The 15,529-nt window shown below is 64.0% G+C and carries 14 protein-coding genes and 2 pseudogenes; 4 read left to right on the top strand and 12 right to left on the bottom strand.

Going from position 1 to position 15,529, the window contains the following annotated elements:
- Window positions 1-128 precede the first annotated feature (128 nt).
- Window positions 129-728 carry a hypothetical protein gene (locus tag ACZI8W_RS09785; protein WP_463368301.1) on the top strand — a complete coding sequence of 200 codons (600 nt, stop codon included), beginning with the start codon at window positions 129-131 and terminating at the stop codon, window positions 726-728.
- A gap of 1 nt (window position 729) precedes the next feature.
- Here the strand turns inward: ACZI8W_RS09785 and ACZI8W_RS09790 are convergent, their stop codons facing one another.
- From ACZI8W_RS09790 to ACZI8W_RS09800, 3 genes are read right to left on the bottom strand one after another with little or no spacing between them, the layout of a single operon-like run.
- Entirely contained in the window at window positions 730-2,073 is a 1,344-nt protein-coding gene (locus tag ACZI8W_RS09790) for an MFS transporter (RefSeq protein ID WP_463368302.1), read from the bottom strand.
- Window positions 2,074-2,089: 16 nt separating this feature from the next.
- Window positions 2,090-3,079 carry a PDR/VanB family oxidoreductase gene (locus ACZI8W_RS09795; protein ID WP_463368303.1) on the bottom strand — a complete coding sequence of 330 codons (990 nt, stop codon included), beginning with the start codon at window positions 3,077-3,079 and terminating at the stop codon, window positions 2,090-2,092.
- Window position 3,080: 1 nt separating this feature from the next.
- Window positions 3,081-4,196, bottom strand: coding sequence for an aromatic ring-hydroxylating dioxygenase subunit alpha (locus ACZI8W_RS09800; RefSeq protein ID WP_463368304.1), 1,116 nt, complete (start codon window positions 4,194-4,196; stop codon window positions 3,081-3,083).
- A 130-nt stretch (window positions 4,197-4,326) separates the two neighbouring features.
- Here ACZI8W_RS09800 and ACZI8W_RS09805 point away from each other — a divergent pair, with 130 nt between their 5' ends.
- Window positions 4,327-4,911: a PadR family transcriptional regulator gene (locus ACZI8W_RS09805; RefSeq protein WP_463368305.1), complete on the top strand. Its 585-nt coding sequence runs from the start codon at window positions 4,327-4,329 to the stop codon at window positions 4,909-4,911.
- Between the two features lie 316 nt (window positions 4,912-5,227).
- On the opposite strand, the pseudogene ACZI8W_RS09810 reads toward ACZI8W_RS09805, so the two are convergent.
- The 5 genes and pseudogenes from ACZI8W_RS09810 to ACZI8W_RS09830 all read right to left on the bottom strand — a co-directional run.
- Window positions 5,228-5,926: pseudogene (locus tag ACZI8W_RS09810) on the bottom strand (lysostaphin resistance A-like protein); the annotation flags it as partial.
- Window positions 5,927-6,015: 89 nt separating this feature from the next.
- A complete protein-coding gene (locus ACZI8W_RS09815; protein ID WP_463368306.1) occupies window positions 6,016-6,687 on the bottom strand; it encodes a response regulator in 672 nt (223 codons plus the stop codon).
- Window positions 6,684-7,802, bottom strand: coding sequence for a sensor histidine kinase (locus ACZI8W_RS09820; protein WP_463368307.1), 1,119 nt, complete (start codon window positions 7,800-7,802; stop codon window positions 6,684-6,686). Before ACZI8W_RS09820 ends, ACZI8W_RS09815 begins: the two co-directional genes overlap by 4 nt.
- Before the next feature lie 80 nt (window positions 7,803-7,882).
- The gene (locus ACZI8W_RS09825) at window positions 7,883-9,307 is read right to left on the bottom strand and encodes a DUF7159 family protein (RefSeq protein ID WP_463368308.1); all 1,425 of its coding nucleotides are present in this window, start codon (window positions 9,305-9,307) and stop codon (window positions 7,883-7,885) included.
- Window positions 9,308-9,352: 45 nt separating this feature from the next.
- Window positions 9,353-9,910, bottom strand: a complete 558-nt coding sequence (locus ACZI8W_RS09830) for a dihydrofolate reductase family protein (RefSeq protein ID WP_463368309.1) — start codon at window positions 9,908-9,910, stop codon at window positions 9,353-9,355.
- A gap of 357 nt (window positions 9,911-10,267) precedes the next feature.
- Between ACZI8W_RS09830 and ACZI8W_RS09835 the strand changes: the two are divergent.
- Window positions 10,268-10,372, top strand: a pseudogene (locus ACZI8W_RS09835) (DUF5313 family protein); the annotation flags it as partial.
- 20 nt (window positions 10,373-10,392) lie between these two features.
- Here the strand turns inward: ACZI8W_RS09835 and ACZI8W_RS09840 are convergent.
- The 4 genes from ACZI8W_RS09840 to ACZI8W_RS09855 all read right to left on the bottom strand — a co-directional run bounded on the left by ACZI8W_RS09840 (window position 10,393) and on the right by ACZI8W_RS09855 (window position 13,860).
- Window positions 10,393-10,953, bottom strand: a complete 561-nt coding sequence (locus tag ACZI8W_RS09840) for a PrsW family glutamic-type intramembrane protease (protein ID WP_463368310.1) — start codon at window positions 10,951-10,953, stop codon at window positions 10,393-10,395.
- 402 nt (window positions 10,954-11,355) lie between these two features.
- Entirely contained in the window at window positions 11,356-11,997 is a 642-nt protein-coding gene (locus tag ACZI8W_RS09845; protein ID WP_463368311.1) for a hypothetical protein, read from the bottom strand.
- A 34-nt stretch (window positions 11,998-12,031) separates the two neighbouring features.
- Window positions 12,032-12,496 carry an RDD family protein gene (locus ACZI8W_RS09850; RefSeq protein ID WP_463368312.1) on the bottom strand — a complete coding sequence of 155 codons (465 nt, stop codon included), beginning with the start codon at window positions 12,494-12,496 and terminating at the stop codon, window positions 12,032-12,034.
- 518 nt (window positions 12,497-13,014) lie between these two features.
- Window positions 13,015-13,860, bottom strand: coding sequence for a hypothetical protein (locus ACZI8W_RS09855; protein WP_463368313.1), 846 nt, complete (start codon window positions 13,858-13,860; stop codon window positions 13,015-13,017).
- 709 nt (window positions 13,861-14,569) lie between these two features.
- Between ACZI8W_RS09855 and ACZI8W_RS09860 the strand changes: the two genes are divergently transcribed.
- Window positions 14,570-15,526 carry a polysaccharide deacetylase family protein gene (locus tag ACZI8W_RS09860; protein WP_463368314.1) on the top strand — a complete coding sequence of 319 codons (957 nt, stop codon included), beginning with the start codon at window positions 14,570-14,572 and terminating at the stop codon, window positions 15,524-15,526.
- Window positions 15,527-15,529 lie beyond the last annotated feature (3 nt).

A 15,529-nucleotide genomic window follows, 5' to 3' on the forward strand; every position in this document is an offset into this window, starting at 1 on the left:
TGTCACCCGAGGCGGCCGAGTGTGCGCTGGGACACACCTTGTGCACGGCTGGGACCGCGCCCGCGTCGGTGTCAGTAAAATCCTGCCCGGATTATCGGAACTGCGTGGATTAGGACGGTACAGCTGTGATGAAGAGACTTGTCTCCGCGGTGGGTGCGCTGGCGCTGCTGCCCGCACTCGCTGCGTGCGGATCGTCGGACGACACTGCCGACGCAGCGGAATCAGCTCCCGCGAGTACCGCACAGGCGGATTCCGACCCCTCCGTGTTGACCCTGGACGAAGTGGAGTCGATGCTGACGGCGTTGGAGGACATGACCGGAGCGTCGAGAAACGAGATTCGCATCTCGGCGATCTCGTACTCACCCGCCGGAAGCCTCGCTGTCGATGCGCTCGACCCCGCTGCGCCGACGGAGTTCAACCAGTACATTGCGAACATCTACTCCGACCGTCGCGAGATTCGGCCCTACGACTACGGCGGGGCAGACAAGTACGAGGCCCTCGAGGCGACGTTGTTCCCGGCAGGCGAGGTGACGCCCGAGATTGTGCACCGGGCGTGGGAGGACTCGTTCACCAGAGTGGTGGGTGATCCCGCGGAGCTCGATGCGTCCGGTCCGAGAGTGTCCAGAGACCGGTCGGGCGTCGTGGAGATTGCGATCGTCAACGGGCCCGAGCGCGACCGTCAGTCTGTGTACTACGACGCGCAAGGCAATTTCGTCGAAGTGTCCTGAATCAGCGGAGCCGCAGTGCGGAGGGAGCCATATCCGGAGCCGTGGATTCGGCCCGTGCAGGCTTCATGGCAAGTAGTGCCACCGCGGCGAGTACGATAACGCCGGCCACTGCGAAGTACAGTTGCTCCGGCGTCCATCCCGAGTCGAGGAGAACCCCGGCGGCGGTGGGAGCGAGGATCGCTCCGGCCCGTCCGATTCCGATGGCAGACCCGACACCGGTGGTTCGTATCTGCGGTCCGTACAGCGACGGTGCCAAAGTGTACAGGCCGGCCATGCTGCCGTTGATGAGACCACCGATCACGATGCCGAGCGCGAACGCGACGGCCAGCGTCGAGATCGACATGATGAACACGGCCATCGCGATCGCCGAGGACAGGGTGAACGTGATCAGCACGGTGCGGGTGGACCACCGGCTGGTGAGTAGGCCGAACAGGATGGATCCGACGGTGCCGCCGAGAGTGAGCATCATTCCGGCAGTGGCGCTCTGGTCCTTCGTGAGGCCTGCGGTCTCGAGCAGCGACGGTGTCCACGAGTTGACGAAGTAGAAGCCGAACATCGTGGCGAAGAACGCTGCCCACAGCAGGGTTGTCGGGCGGATGTTGCTACCGGAGAACAGATCGGTTATGCGTCCGGCTCGGACGGGGCCTGTGCCGGAGGGCGTATCGAGCGACACGACGGGGTCCTGTCCGATGCGCCGTGCGATGGTGTTGATCCGGTTCAGATCCGATGCGCGTCCGCGGCTGGTCAGGAAATCGAGTGATTCCGGCAGCAGAGCGACGAGGAGGACGAGGACCACACCGGTGAGGATGGCGCCGACGACGAACACCGAGCGCCAGCCGTACTCGGCCTGCAGGCTCACCGCGGCGATGCCGCCGAGGGTCGCGCCGACGCCGTATCCGGCCGTGTAGATGCTGATCGCCAGGCCACGCCAGCGTGCCGAGGAGTACTCGCTGGCGATGACGGTGGTGCAGGCGAGGATTCCGCCGATACCGAGCCCGGTGAGCACCCGCCATATACCGAGTTCCCACACGGATCCTGCGGTCGCGGACAGCCCCATACCGGCAGTGGCGAGGGCGACCGAGATCAGGATGAGCGGGCGTCGGCCGATCCGGTCGGCGAGCGGTGCCAGGGCCAGCGCACCGATGGCCATTCCGACCAGACCTGCACTGAGCACAACGCCGATCTCCGAACCACCGAGGCCGAAGTCGGCACCGATGCTCGTGGCGGTGAACGCCAAGGCCATGACGTCGTAGCCGTCGAGAATGTTGAGCACGACACACAGGCCGACGATCAACCACTGGTAGGGGCGCATCGGGGAGGCGTCGATGCGGGCACGAAGGTCCATGGGATTCCTTCTGAGATCAGGGGATATCGAGGGTGACGACACCCGGCGCGAAACTTGCGGCGGAATTGGAAGGGCAGTGCGCGACACGGGATACGCACGCGCACATCTTGGTGGACTCGGTCTTCTGCGCTTCGCTGAAGAACACGTCGCGATGATCGACCAGTCCGTCCACCGAGGCGATGCCGACCTGGCACAGGCCGCATTCGCCCTTCCGGCAGTCGAACATCATGTCTACTCCGGCGCGTTCCAGAGCGTCGAGCATCGATTCCCCTGTGCCGACCGTGGTCGTGACACCGAGGCCGGGTACGGTGACGACGAATTCCTCGGCGTCGAACCATCCACTGTTCCCGAAGGTTTCGTATCGGAGATTGGGCGTGGGCAGCGCGCGATCGGTCCATGACCGGCGCACCGCATCCATGAGGCGGATCGGTCCGCACATGTAGAGCTCGGTTCGGGCGTCCACGCTCTTGACCAGGGTGGGCACGTCGAGACCGGTTCCTTCGTCGTCGATATGGATCTCGAGGCAATCACCGTGCAGTTCTTCGAGTTCGGGCAGGAATGCCATCGCCGAGCGGGTGCGGCCCACGTAGACGAACCGGTAGTCGGAACCCACGTGGCGCAGTGCAGCGCCCATCGCGCTCACCGCGGTGATACCGATGCCTCCGGCAAGCAGAACGTAGCTCGGCGCGCCGACTCTCAGCGGGAAGTTCTGCAGTGGGGCGGTGACGTCGAGGGTGTCGCCGGGACGCAACGAATGCATATGGACGGACCCGCCGCGGGAGGTGGGCGACAGGTGGACACCGAGGGTGATGCTGTGTCCGTCTGTGTCACCGGCGAGCACGGAGTACGAGCGTACGTCTCCGGAGGGGAGGCGGACATCGACATGGGAGCCGGGTTCGGGACGTACCGGGGTGTCGGTGACGATGGTGATCTTCGCGATCGAATCGGCGGCCGAGCCGACGGCTGTGACGCGGCCACGCTGCCAGCTGCTCTGCACAGTGCTCATGTCAGTGGACCCGCTCGGGAGTGGCCGAATATGTGGTGAGGGTGCGTTCGGCTTCGATCATGCGCTGGATGAGACGCCGCACCCACATGCCACCGGCATCGATATTGAGGTTGTAGAACTCGTGATCGGGGTTCGCGTCGATCGCGGCTTGCTGGGCGATGAGCATCTCCTCGTCCTCTTGGAAGACGCCGTGAACGCCGTCGCGCAACTGTGTGGTGATGAGCTGGCTGTCGAGCCGGTAGTTGCGCATGAAGGCCCAGAAGTACAAGGCGGTGCGTTCGTCGATCGGCGAGATCGTGTTCATGACGAAACCGTTGACGCCCTGGCTCCGGTCGCCTTCGGGTGCTCCGGTTCCTGCCTTGGCGACGCCGACGTCGATGCGGATCGTCGACGGTGCCTGGAACTCGATGATCTGCCACCGGTCGACCGTGCCCTCGAAGCCGGGGAACTTGTCGCGCATGTTCTTCAACCAGAACGGGGGCGCATCGATGTCGTGCATCCACCGTGTCACCGTGACGGTGCGGTCGTCGTGCGTGACGGCGAAGTCGGATTCGCTCAGCTCGTCCTGCCCGATCGATGACGAATGCACGAATTCTTCGTGTGTGAGATCCATGAGGTTGTCGAGCACCAGCTGGTAGTTGGCCTGCACATCGATCGTGCGGCCGTCGCCGGCCCATTCGGGCGAGTCCATCTGGAACATGTCGGGGATCGTGTCGGGGTCTGCGAGCAGTGGGTCCCCCGGCCAGACCCACACGTACCGGTGTCGTTCGACGACGGGATACGACGCGACCATCGCCGACGGGTTGATGGTCTGTTGTGCGGGCATGTGTGTGCATCGACCTGCCGAGTTGTACTGCAGGCCGTGGTAGGGGCACTGGATGCCGTCGGAGCCGACGAGGGTGCCCTTGGACAGCGGCGCGAGTCGGTGCCAGCAGGCATCGGCGAGCGCGACGGGGCGCCCGTCTTCGGCGCGGTAGAGAGCCAGCGACTTTCCGGCGATGGTGCGAGAGAGGATCTCCTTCCGGCCTACTTCGTGGTCCCACGCGGCGACGTACCAGGTGTCGCGTGGGTAGGCCATGTTCTTTGCGGTTGCGCCGCCGGGTCCGAGGTCGGTCATGTGTGGGTCCTTCGATCACTGAAGTCCAAACTATCTATCAATGTAGATAGTTAGTGAGCTGGCGCACACACTATCTATGGATATAGTGGTTTGGCAAGAATGGAATACTTCTGCGGGAAGGTGGTGATCCATGAGTCTGCGGTACGCTCTGCTCGCTCTGCTCACGGCCGAGCCGCTGACCGGCTACGATGCCGCGAAACGCTTCGGCGGATCGGTCGGGCACGTGTGGCACGCACCCGATTCGCAGATCTACCCGGAACTTCGCCGGATGGAGAAAGAAGGGCTCATCGAAGGCGAGCAGGTGCGCTGGGGGCCGAAGAGCACCAAGACCCGCTACTCGATCACCGACTCGGGTGTTCTGGCATTCCGGGAGTGGATGGTCTCACCGCTGGACTACGCGCCGGTGCGCGATGCCGCGCACGTGCGGGCCGCGTACTTCGAATGGGCCGATCCCGACGGTGCCCGCGACTTCCTCCGTCGCCATATCGCTCACTACTCCGACCAGATCGCCCGCTGGACCGTGGTCCGCGCCGCGATTCTCGACACCACCAACGAGACCATCGCGCAACGGCTGCGGAAGTATCCTGCTGAAGAACACGCGCGGATCGTCGCGTTCAAGGCCTTTGCGTACGACGGACTCATCGCCCGCGGTGAGGTGGAGATCGCCTGGGCGCAGCAGGGACTCGAACTCGTCGACAAGATGTGGACGGAGTAGTCGACACGATCGGCTTCGTCGGGATCACGAGGACACTACCCCCGCCCACGATTCGGTGGTGACGGCTCCAACTTCACCTCCGCGCCCCGCCTGGCGGCCTATGCCAGTATTGCACCGGTCACTCGCAGACCGGCTCGTCGATCCGCGGTGAGCGCTCTGCCCTCAGGCTGCGACCTGCGCGCGACACGCACACGAGGGCAACAGCTGCGAGCACGATCCAATTGATCGCTTGCAGCGTCCAGTACCCACCCGTGCCGAGGTCTGTGGACGGAGTGACGAGATTCGACGCCGCGAACACCAACGTCGTATTCATCAGTGCGTGCGCCCACGCGGCAGGCCACATCGACCCCGACAGCAGTCGAGCCCCGGACAGGATGCACCCGGCGATGATGAGGTTGACGCTCGTTGCGACAACCTCCCGCATGGACAATCCCCCACCCGACGCGAAGCCGAGTGTGAGCGGCAGGTGCCACAGCGACCACGCGAGGGCGATCACGATGCTTGCCTTCCACGGGCCGAGCGGCGTGAGCGCTGTCTGCAGCGCGCCGCGCCAACCGATCTCTTCGCCCGTCGTCATGAGCATCGCGACGACGGCGTAGGGCAGCACCAGCGGCAGCAGGCCCAGCGCGTCCGGTGTCGGCTGCCACGCGACGATTCCGACAGCCACCGCGGTGGCTGTCGTGACGGCAGGTACCGTCACGAAAACCGCAAGCATCAGCCCTGCAGTGCGGAGCACTCGTCCCGTCCGGAACGGACGAAGCGCGGCCCACTGCGTGAAGGGCACTCGTCTTCCGCTCGCGAACCATGCCGCGACACCCGCCACGGCCGGTGCCCACGACAGCACGGGGACAACGGCATTGAAGGTGTCCGGGGATGCACCCGTGAGCCACAACGGCACCATGACGACCGCGGTGAGGCCGGTCAGTACAAGCACGAACCACAGCACCGTGTGTCGGATCGACGGATCTGGTGCAACGGACACCTGCTCGGCTCGGACCGGAATCGGCGGGTTCATCAGCGTCTCCTCTGCTGGGCCACTCGGCCCTCACCCCGAGTTTCGCTGCTCCACACCCGCCGCAGGATCCCCCGGCCGGATGTCCCGCCTCACCCGGAAGGATGAGACCCACCGGCGAGTCCGTGCTCGTAGGCGAAGATGACGGCGTGCACCCGGTCCCGCAGGCCCAGCTTCGCGAGCACAGCGCGAACATGCGTCTTGACGGTGTTCTCCGTCAGATGCAGCTCCCGGCCGATTTCGACGTTCGAACGTCCCGCGGCGAGTTGGGTGAACACGTCGGCCTCCCGCGCGGTCAACACCGCGATCGCCGACCGGTCGGGGACTGGTGCTCGCCGCAGATATTCGAGGACGGAACCGGTGACTCCCGGCGCGAGCGCGGAGCTTCCTGCCGCGACATCGCAGATCGCCTCGACGAGACGGCCCGGTGGAGTGTCCTTGGTGAGATATCCGCTGGCGCCCGCACGCACCGCGCCGAGAACGAACTCGTCGAGGTCGAATGTCGTCAGGATCAGCACTCGTGTTGCCGGTGCCATCAGCACGATCTGCTCGGTGGCCCGGATGCCGTCCAGTCCGGGCATCCGAATATCCATGAGGGCCACGTCAATGCGATGCGTGCGCACAGCTTCCACCGCAGCGGCACCGTCACCCACGCCAGCCACCACATCGATGCGCGGATCTGCTCCGAGCACCGTCGCCAGGGAGTCGCGCAACAGCACTTGGTCGTCGACGAGCAGAACCCGAACGGAGTGCGCGGTTGTCACAGTGCTTCTTCTACGGGGAATCGAGCGGTCAGGGTCCAGAATTCCTCGGTGGCAATGTCGACACTGCCGCCGGCTGCCGCGACCCGTTCGGAGATACCGGTCAGGCCGGTCCCCGGCGGCCCCGTCCGGAGCGGGCCACGTCCGCCGTCGTCGCTGACCTGGACGGTGACGTGATCGAGATGCCAGTCGACGGTCACCTCGACGGAGACCGGGGCCTCCAGATGGCGGAATGCATTGGTGATGCCCTCCTGCACGAGTCGGACCAGCGCGACCTCGGCGTCGGCGGCGAGTGGCCGCCGCATGCCGTGCTGGGTGAGGGACACATGATGTAGAGGCGTGGTAGCTCTGGCCACAAGGCCGTCGAGGCTGTCGATGCCCGGCACCACATCCGAGGCGCCCGGTGGGCCCGCGTCGAGTACGCGCAGCATGCCGCGCAAGCCTCGCAGCGCGCTCCGTCCCGACTCGGCGAGCTGTGCAAGTGACTCGTCCGTATGCGATTCACCGGTGCCGACACGCGCGGCTTCTGCCTGCGCAACCATGAGCGTGATCGAATGCGCGATGACGTCGTGCAGGTCGCGTCTGATGTGTGCGCGCTCCGTGCGGCGCGCACGATCCAGAGCGGCCTGTGCGTCGGCTGCCGCACGTTCGTTCTGCATCCGCGCAGTCCATGCGATGCCCCAGGTCACCGCCGCCACCGTGATGAGCAGTGTGGCCTCGAGGGTCTGCATCCATTGGGGTAAGTCACCGTCGGCTCGAGACGCCCCGATCGCTTCCGCCACCGCGATTCCGGTCAATGCCACCGCCAATGCGATCCACGGCCACGGTGTCGGCGCATCGAAGACGACACGCCACAGGACGAGCAGGAAGCACAACGCGGACGGCAGCAGGATTCCGCTCGACCAGCCCGGCACCGGCACGAATGCCAGTACCAACATTGCCGCGGACGCGACAGCGAATGCAGTGACCGTGGAGCGAGCGGTGAGGATCACTGCACAATGCAGGCCGAGCGCGGCGGCACCGATCACCGCGAGGTCGAGCGGGCTCGAGCCCGCCGCCTTCATCGCGACCATCAGCAACACAGTGGCGGGCGCGAGGACCAGGGCGGAGAGCAGCACCAGAAGTCTCCACTGGCGTGTTCCCTGGCGGAATCCTTGTGTGACTATGGAATTCCCTGTCATCTCGTCCCGCCCCAAAATCAGAACCCCGGGATCGGAGGCAGCTCCGGCAAGGGAAGCGGAGCAGGCGGGGGGAGTTCCGGAAGCTGGATCTGGGGCAGACCCGGAATGAGAGGCGCAGGTTCGGGTGCGGGCGGTGGCTCCGGTGTGTCGGCCGGCGCGCTGCTCTGTGTCTGCGGGGTGACCGGCACCTGCGCCGGACTCGGCGTCTGCGGCTGGTAGGTGGTGGGCATCTCGGTCTCCGCCGAGATTGGCGGTTGCTGGTCGGCCACGGCCGGACCGGTTTCCGGAGGTGGCACATCCGCCGCGGTGTCAGCGGGCTGTGTCGGTGCAATTTGCCGCGCTGCCGGCGCCTGGGTGTTCTGCTGGGTGACGGCGGGTGAAGGGTCCTCCTCGGAGCCGGGCAGCAGGACGGTGCCGAGGCCGATTGCGGCGATGACTGCGGCGGCGCTCCCGACGAGAACGAGACCCCGACGTGTCCGCGAGGGCGCGGACGTCTCCGCGGCATGCACGGTGTCGACGTTTCGGCGCGTCTCGTCCGGCGCACGTAGAGCCGTCATAGCTACTGTCTCGTCGGCGAATTCGTCCGGCACCGGGCGGGCCAGTAGTGCAGCACCACCCGCCGTCACCAGTTCGGGCTGCGGGGGCACGATCACCGGAAGGTCCAGCCACGTCTCCATCACGGAGGCGACCAGAGGGATGTTCGCGCCGCCGCCGATCAGGACCGCAGCGTCGGGGGTGCGCCCCGAGCGTCGGATGACCTCCCGGGTGAGTCGGGCAGACGTCTTCACCGGGCCGTCGATGAGCGCATCGAAGCTGTCGTGGGTGAGCAGCAGCACACCGCCTTCGCCCGGAATGCACACTGCCGTGCCGCTGGTGGAAAGCTGCTCCTTCGCGTCCCGGCACCTCGCGGCGAGAGCGAGTTGCGATGCGGTGTCGGCGGGCATTGTGAAGCGGTGCAGCTCGAGTTGGTGGTCGAGGATCAGCCGGTCGGCGAGATCGCCGCTGATCTGGTCCGAGCGTGCCGTGCTCAGCACAAGCCCGGTGGTTCGATCGACGACGGTGACGGTGAGGCCGGAACTACCGAGGTCGTAGAACACGAGCGTGTCGTGCCCGGCGAGATCCCCGGACGCCTCCATCATGCGGAGTGCGGCCGTCACTTCGGGAACCAATCGGACGTTGTCGATCTCCAGCCGGTGCATCGCGGTCTGGACGGTATCTGCCTGCGTCTCGCTCTGGTACGCGACGCCGATGGCCTGGACTTCGTCGGTCCGGTCGGTCTCTGCGAGCACCGTTTCGATGGATTCGGCGGCGAGGTCCTCCGGTCGGTCGAGCGTCGCGGTCACCGACCGGGAGCGGAAGACAGAGCCGTCGAAGGGTTCGGCATCACAGCGCGCGATGCGCACAGCGCTGGCACCCACCGACACACCGAGAACTGAAGTCATCGTGCCGACTATAACGGTTTTGTCACGACGGCGCCGGGTGGGCGGTCACGGGCCGGTCGCAAGATAGCGCAACATCACCGCGGTGTCGAAGTGCCGCGTCTCCGCCAACCGGAGCCGGATCCGCGTGTCCAGTGGGGGGAACAATGGTGTGCCGCCGCCGAGTATCACCGGGGAGACGAACAGCTGATACTCGTCGATGAGACCGTGCGGTAGCAGCGAGGCTGCGAGGTGTGCGCCACCGACCTCCATGACGCCATCGCCCTCCTCCTTGAGTCGGCGGACTTCGTCGACCGCATTCTCGCTGACCACGGTGCTGTTCCACCGGACCTCGTCGAGGGTCCGAGAGAAGACCACCTTGCGCTTCTGCGTCCAGAGCTCGCCGAACTCCCGCTCGATGGGCGACGCGTCCTCCGGCAGGTGCGGCCAGTACTCGGCCATCAGCTCGTACAGCCGACGGCCGTGCAGTGAGATCTCGATGTCGCGAAACCTGTCGTTGTGGAACTGGTGCAGTTCGTCGTCGGGTTCGGTCCAGTCGATGTTGCCGTCGTGGTCGTTGATGAAGCCGTCCAGAGACGTGCCGATTCCGTAGATCAGTTTTCTCATGACCTGGTAGACCTCCTCCGTGCTCGAAACTCATCGGGACGCGCCGCGCACGGTGGGACTCGTGGACGACACGCCCCGGTGTGCTCATGCATCTGCCGGGTCGCGTCTGGTGAGGGTGCTGCGCCGAGATACATGAACCGAGGTGAGACGGTGCGCACATAGTTAATGCACTACTAGTTAGAGCATTAACTATTTGTTGACGTGGTCGCATACCCGCTGGGTGGGATCACCCCGACCCGCCCCGGTTCGGCTCGTTGGTAACGGATCGGAGGGTCTGCTCTGTGCTCGCACCCGCCCGTTCGTCCGATTGAGGAGATTACATGACATTGCCACGGAGGCAACCTAATTCGATGCGAGTTGGTCGGATATGTACTCGGGCGGACCCTGCCACTCTCCATGCAGGACTGGGTCCGCGACGACATCGTCGGCCCCGGAGGGACGCGCAGATCCTTGTTGCGCTGGAATCGACCGACAGCGGCTCCTCACTGCTTGCTTTGCTGCTGCGTAGTGGTTGGGTGGCTTGGGGGAGCGTCCAGCTCAGCGTTCCTGAGTACGGCTCGGCGCATCATTATGAAAGCCAGCACGATGATCGAGTATGCCGCTATCAGTAGGACGACAGAAGCTGCGCCTCCAATCCCCGGCGCGTAGTCCCAGGCTGCGTGAAGTGAGATTGTCACTGCAAGTATGCCGACCAGACGGAGCCACCTGCCCCGGTATATCAGTGCGTAGGCCAACGCGGCACCACTGAGTGCAACCAGCATGGGGTGAATCCCGAACCCGATCCACGTGCGGGAGAATGCGGTGGCAACACTTTCGGACGCTGACATCACCGTCCTGTCATCAGGTGGGCCGACCGTATACTCGAAGTTCTCGACGATTTCGAATGCTGCGCCAACGAGAAATCCGATGGCGAACCCTTGGGCCACAGTCACGTTCGGGCCACGGAACTTGAGTATGAACAGAACGCCGCTAAGCTTGAGTAGTTCCTCGCTGAAAGGCGCGATGAGGCTCCCTGACCCCAAGCTGTTCGCGATGCCAGGCAAGCCCCGTGGCTGCCAACCCTCCCCACAGGAGCGCCGCCAGGACATCGCTACGCCTGCGTGGAAAAACCTTGGGCGGGAGAAGGAAACGGCATATCGCAGCAAACATGGCAATTTGAACGAACATGCCGAGCAGTCCGATGGCAAGCCCAGCAGGAAAGTCGATGATCTCTGGAATCACCGTGAGTGCAAAGATCGCAAGTCCGACGATAATGAGGACGTGAAAGAACCAGTCGTACCAAGACTGAGGTGCGTAGGGACGTGATCCATTATGCGGAATGAGCGATTCGTTCGACACTGGTTCTCCCGGGGGCACCGCTGTCGGGCATACCCCGGTTCGATGTGTGCGGTGACACCGAACCGGGGAGTGCGAGCGCATTATGCGTGGTTCGTCGGATAGTAGCCCTACTCGCCGGCGCCGTGGTTGGGGTTGTGGCAGATGGATCCTTCGCAGGGGACGGTTTCGTTGCCGCCTTGTGGGTTTTGCATGACTGCGCCGCCGTTTTCGGCGGGGTCGGTGCCGGCGCCGTGGTTGGGGTTGTGGCAGATGGATCCTTCGCAGGGGACGGTTTCGTTGCCGCCTTGTGGGTTTTGCATGACTGCGCCGCCGTTTTCGGCGGGGTCGGTGCCGGCGCCGTGGTTGGGGTTGTGGCAGATGGATCCTTCGCAGGGGACGGTTTCGTTGCCGCCTTGTGGGTTTTGCATGACTGCGCCGCCGTTTTCGGCGGGGTCGGTGCCGGCGCCGTGGTTGGGGTTGTGGCAGATGGATCCTTCGCAGGGGACGGTTTCGTTGCCGCCTTGTGGGTTTTGCATGACTGCGCCGCCGTTTTCGGCAGGGTTGGTGCCGGCGCCGTGGTTGGGGTTGTGGCAGATGGATCCTTCGCAATCACCTTCTGTGGTGCTGCCCTCGATCGGGGCGATGCTCGCCGAGGTCGATGCACCGGTGGGGTTGCTCGTTTCGGACTGTGCAGGTCCGTCGTCGTTACAAGCCGAGGTCAACAACGCAAATGCGGCTACGGCGAATGTGATGGCAATTCGGCGAATCATGGGTACCTTTTCCTAAATAGTGGGTTCAGGGTTGTCAACGGTACTGGTGCACGCGTGTGCCGCCCGCCCAACGGTCGTGAATGCCCTGTTTCGAAGAATCGTTGTGAATGGTGACGGCGATGATGACCCGAAGGACAAGATCCACCAGGCCACCGATGTAGGGAACAGCGCTGGTAACCATGAACAGGTTGCGGACGGTGGCCTGTAACACGGTCGGATGACCGGAATTCGGACCGCTCACACGTAAACCGAAGAGCATCTTTCCCGGGGTGGCGCCGAAAAGAGATTCGCATGCGATGAAGTAGGCAAAACCGGCAACGGCGGTGGCCGACACCGTGATAACAAGATCGCCAGCGCTACCCAGACCAGCAAGAATGGCGAACAGGACCGCTCCGACGATGAGAGCATCAACAAGGCGGGCGGCAAACCGAATCCCCAAACCTGCAGGTCGCAACTCGTGCTCGCCACGGTGTCGGGCACGGCTTTCGGGTACTGTCATAATCTTCTCCCCTCGCGTGTGTACCGGTCCTGTGTGTATCCCGGTTTCATGAACGCTCGTACGGCAATTCTGTGTTGTATGTAACGAACCTGCAGGGAATTGTGCGATGCCACTGCTCGGCGACTCTGTGCGAAGACTCTGTGATACCGATAGCGCCCAATCGAACTTTAGTTCATGAATCGAGATCGCGCGCAGTTGTCGGAGTGAAAGTATTGACCCGAGCGGTTTCTACCGTGTGCTCAGGCGAAACCACCCCCTATTGATGCTGGCAGGCCCTGGGTAGTTGCTGCTCCACAAGTAGCGTTTGTGGAGTTCGTGAACCTTGTTGTTGGTCCTTTGTCCGGGGAGGACATGCGTTCGAGTTGGGTCTTCGACCGGAAGCCGACACCTGACCATCAGAGCCATGTGGGTCCTGGAGTAATTGTGAGACAACGTTTTTCGCAAACCCGGCCCTTCTCGACCGGCCCGCCATGCTGGCCAGTGGGTTCGGGGGCGAGGTCTGCCGATTCGGGAGGACGTCAGTTGTCGCGCAATCCGATCGTGAGGCCGTCCTTGTGGCAGGCTGCGGCTTGGCAGTTCCAACCGTCGACGGCGACGGTGTCGGTGGGTGCGATGGTGCTCGCGTAGTCGGTGGCGACGGTGATCGCGTCTGTGCAGCCGACACGGCCCGCTGCGGTGCCGACGGCAATGACATGGCGGGTGGCCCCGCCGGCGTCGGTGATGGGTCCGCAGTTCACGTCGTCGACGGTCGCAGCAGGGGCGGGAGCCGGCGGCTCGGTGCGGTCGACCCGGTGCGGTGTCGAGTTCGGCTCCGGAGTACGGACGACCGACGATGCTGGAGGAGGCGGAGTAGCCGGAGCAGCGGCGCCACGTAGTCCGATGTGGAGGCTGTCGTTGAAGCAGATGTGCGGAAACGTGGTGTCGGGCTGGGGCTCGCAGGTCCATCCGTCGACGGTGACTGCATCGCCCGTGCGGGCAGCTCCGACGTAGTCGCCGGCGATGGTAATCGCGTCGGTGCAGCCGGCACGGCCGGCGTCGGACGCGAATGCGATGACGTCGGCGTCGGCGCCGTTGCTGCCGGTGACGGGGCCGCAGTCGACGTCTGTCAGCGGAGCTGGTGCGGGAGCAGCGGGATGAGTGGGGCTCGGGGCTGGTAGCGGTGCGCGACTGGGACCGACGAGTTCGACCGCGGTGGTGGCGGGTGATGGTGTGGTCGTGCTGGTTGACGCGGCGACGTTTGAGGAAGATGTAGTGGTCGACGGCAGGTCGGGGCTGTCGGCGCTGTTGCTGCTGCATCCGGCGGCGACGGTCGCGATGGCGGCGACGGTCGCCGAAGTGAGAGCGGCTCGCGTACTCAGGCGCATTCGAATCTCCATGTTCCTTGTGGGTGGCCAGCTCGAGGATGATCGCGTGCGTGTAGAGGTCCACCAACCGCACACTGTATGTCCGCTTCGGCGGAAGCGCGGTCCAAGCGGTCTCGCCCATCGACAAAAAAATTGGTGGTAATGACAAGAATCGCTTGTGAAGTCGCAAAGTATGCCGCGTGACGTGGGGTTTTCTTCCGGGCTTCCCAATGTTACCGACGAGTTGGAAATGGAAAGCGGACTTGCCGCACCTCCAGCCTTCGCTTTCGCCCGATTCATAAGTTAAGTTTTCCTGGACTGACCGCGGCGGGGAGGCTGTGGTCTCGGCTCGGTGAACCCTTACCGTGACCGGGGAATGATGGATGCCACGACGCCGGTTTTCCATCAAAATCCTTTGTTGTCAAAAGGATTTGCTCCAGTCACCTGATTTCAGACGGATCGTTTGCGGAGGTGGGGAGGCATGCGCTCAATTCGGATACGGCAGAGGATGCGACTGGCGATGGCGATCGGTTGCGTTGCCCTGGTCGGCGCTTGCATAGCTGCTCGTGGTCACGACGATGCGGCTACCGACGACGTCGAGGCTCTCGATCCCGCGTCGGGTCGATCGCTCGCTGTGACGCCACCCCCAGAGTCGGAACCTGCGACTGTGCGGGCGGAGTCGAACGTCCCGATGGTGCCCTTGACTCCAGGGCAGACGCCTCCGCAGTTCGTGTTGTTCTCGTTCGATGGTGTTGGCCTGACACCGAACTGGGATATGTTCCTCGAGACCGCCGATCGGGTTGATGCCCGCTTTTCCGCCTTGATGACGGGCCTGTACTTCCTCACTGACGGCAACGCGCACCATTATCAAGGCCCGGGTCATGCTCCCGGCAACGCGGCGATTGCTTTCGGTGGAGACCAGGATGCGGTGATCGAACAGATCGGCTACCTCAACCGCACATGGCAGGCCGGGCATGAGATGGGAACGCACTACGTCGGCCACTTCTGCAATGGGGCCGGTTACCACGGCCATCAATGGACAAGTGCCGACTGGACACATGAACTCGACCAGTTCTTCTCACTGATGAACAACTGGCGTACAAACAACGGCATCACCACCGGGCCGGATCTGCTCTTCGACGGGGACGAAGTTCGAGGTGGGCGCACCCAATGTTTGGAAGGTCGACTGGATCAACTGATCCCGGCGTGGCACCAGCACGGGATGACCTGGGACTCGTCGATGCCCGCATCCGAACCAGGCATCGCCTGGCCGCAGAAGGTGGACGGGATCTGGGAATTCCCCATTCCTTATGTGTACTCACCACCGCTCGGTAAGCGGCAGACCGCGCTCGACTACAACTTCTGGTACACGCTCAACGGCGCGAAGGACCAGCCGCATACCGCCGAACGTGCCGCCGAGATTACCATCGGAACGTATCGGCACATGTTCGACGAAGCCTACAACGGCAACCGGGCACCGCTGGTGGTCGCCAATCATTTCAACGAGTGGAACGGCAACGCGTTCAACCCTGCCACTGCAGAGTTCATGGCCGACGTATGCGGACTGCCTGATACCTACTGCGCCACCTACTCCGATGTCGTGGAGTGGATGGAACTACAAGACCCGCACGTGCTCGCCGAACTGCAGACTCTTTCACCTGTCGCTGCAGATGCTCCGGGCATCTGAGCT

It is taken from the genome of Rhodococcus ruitaii, from assembly GCF_055230935.1.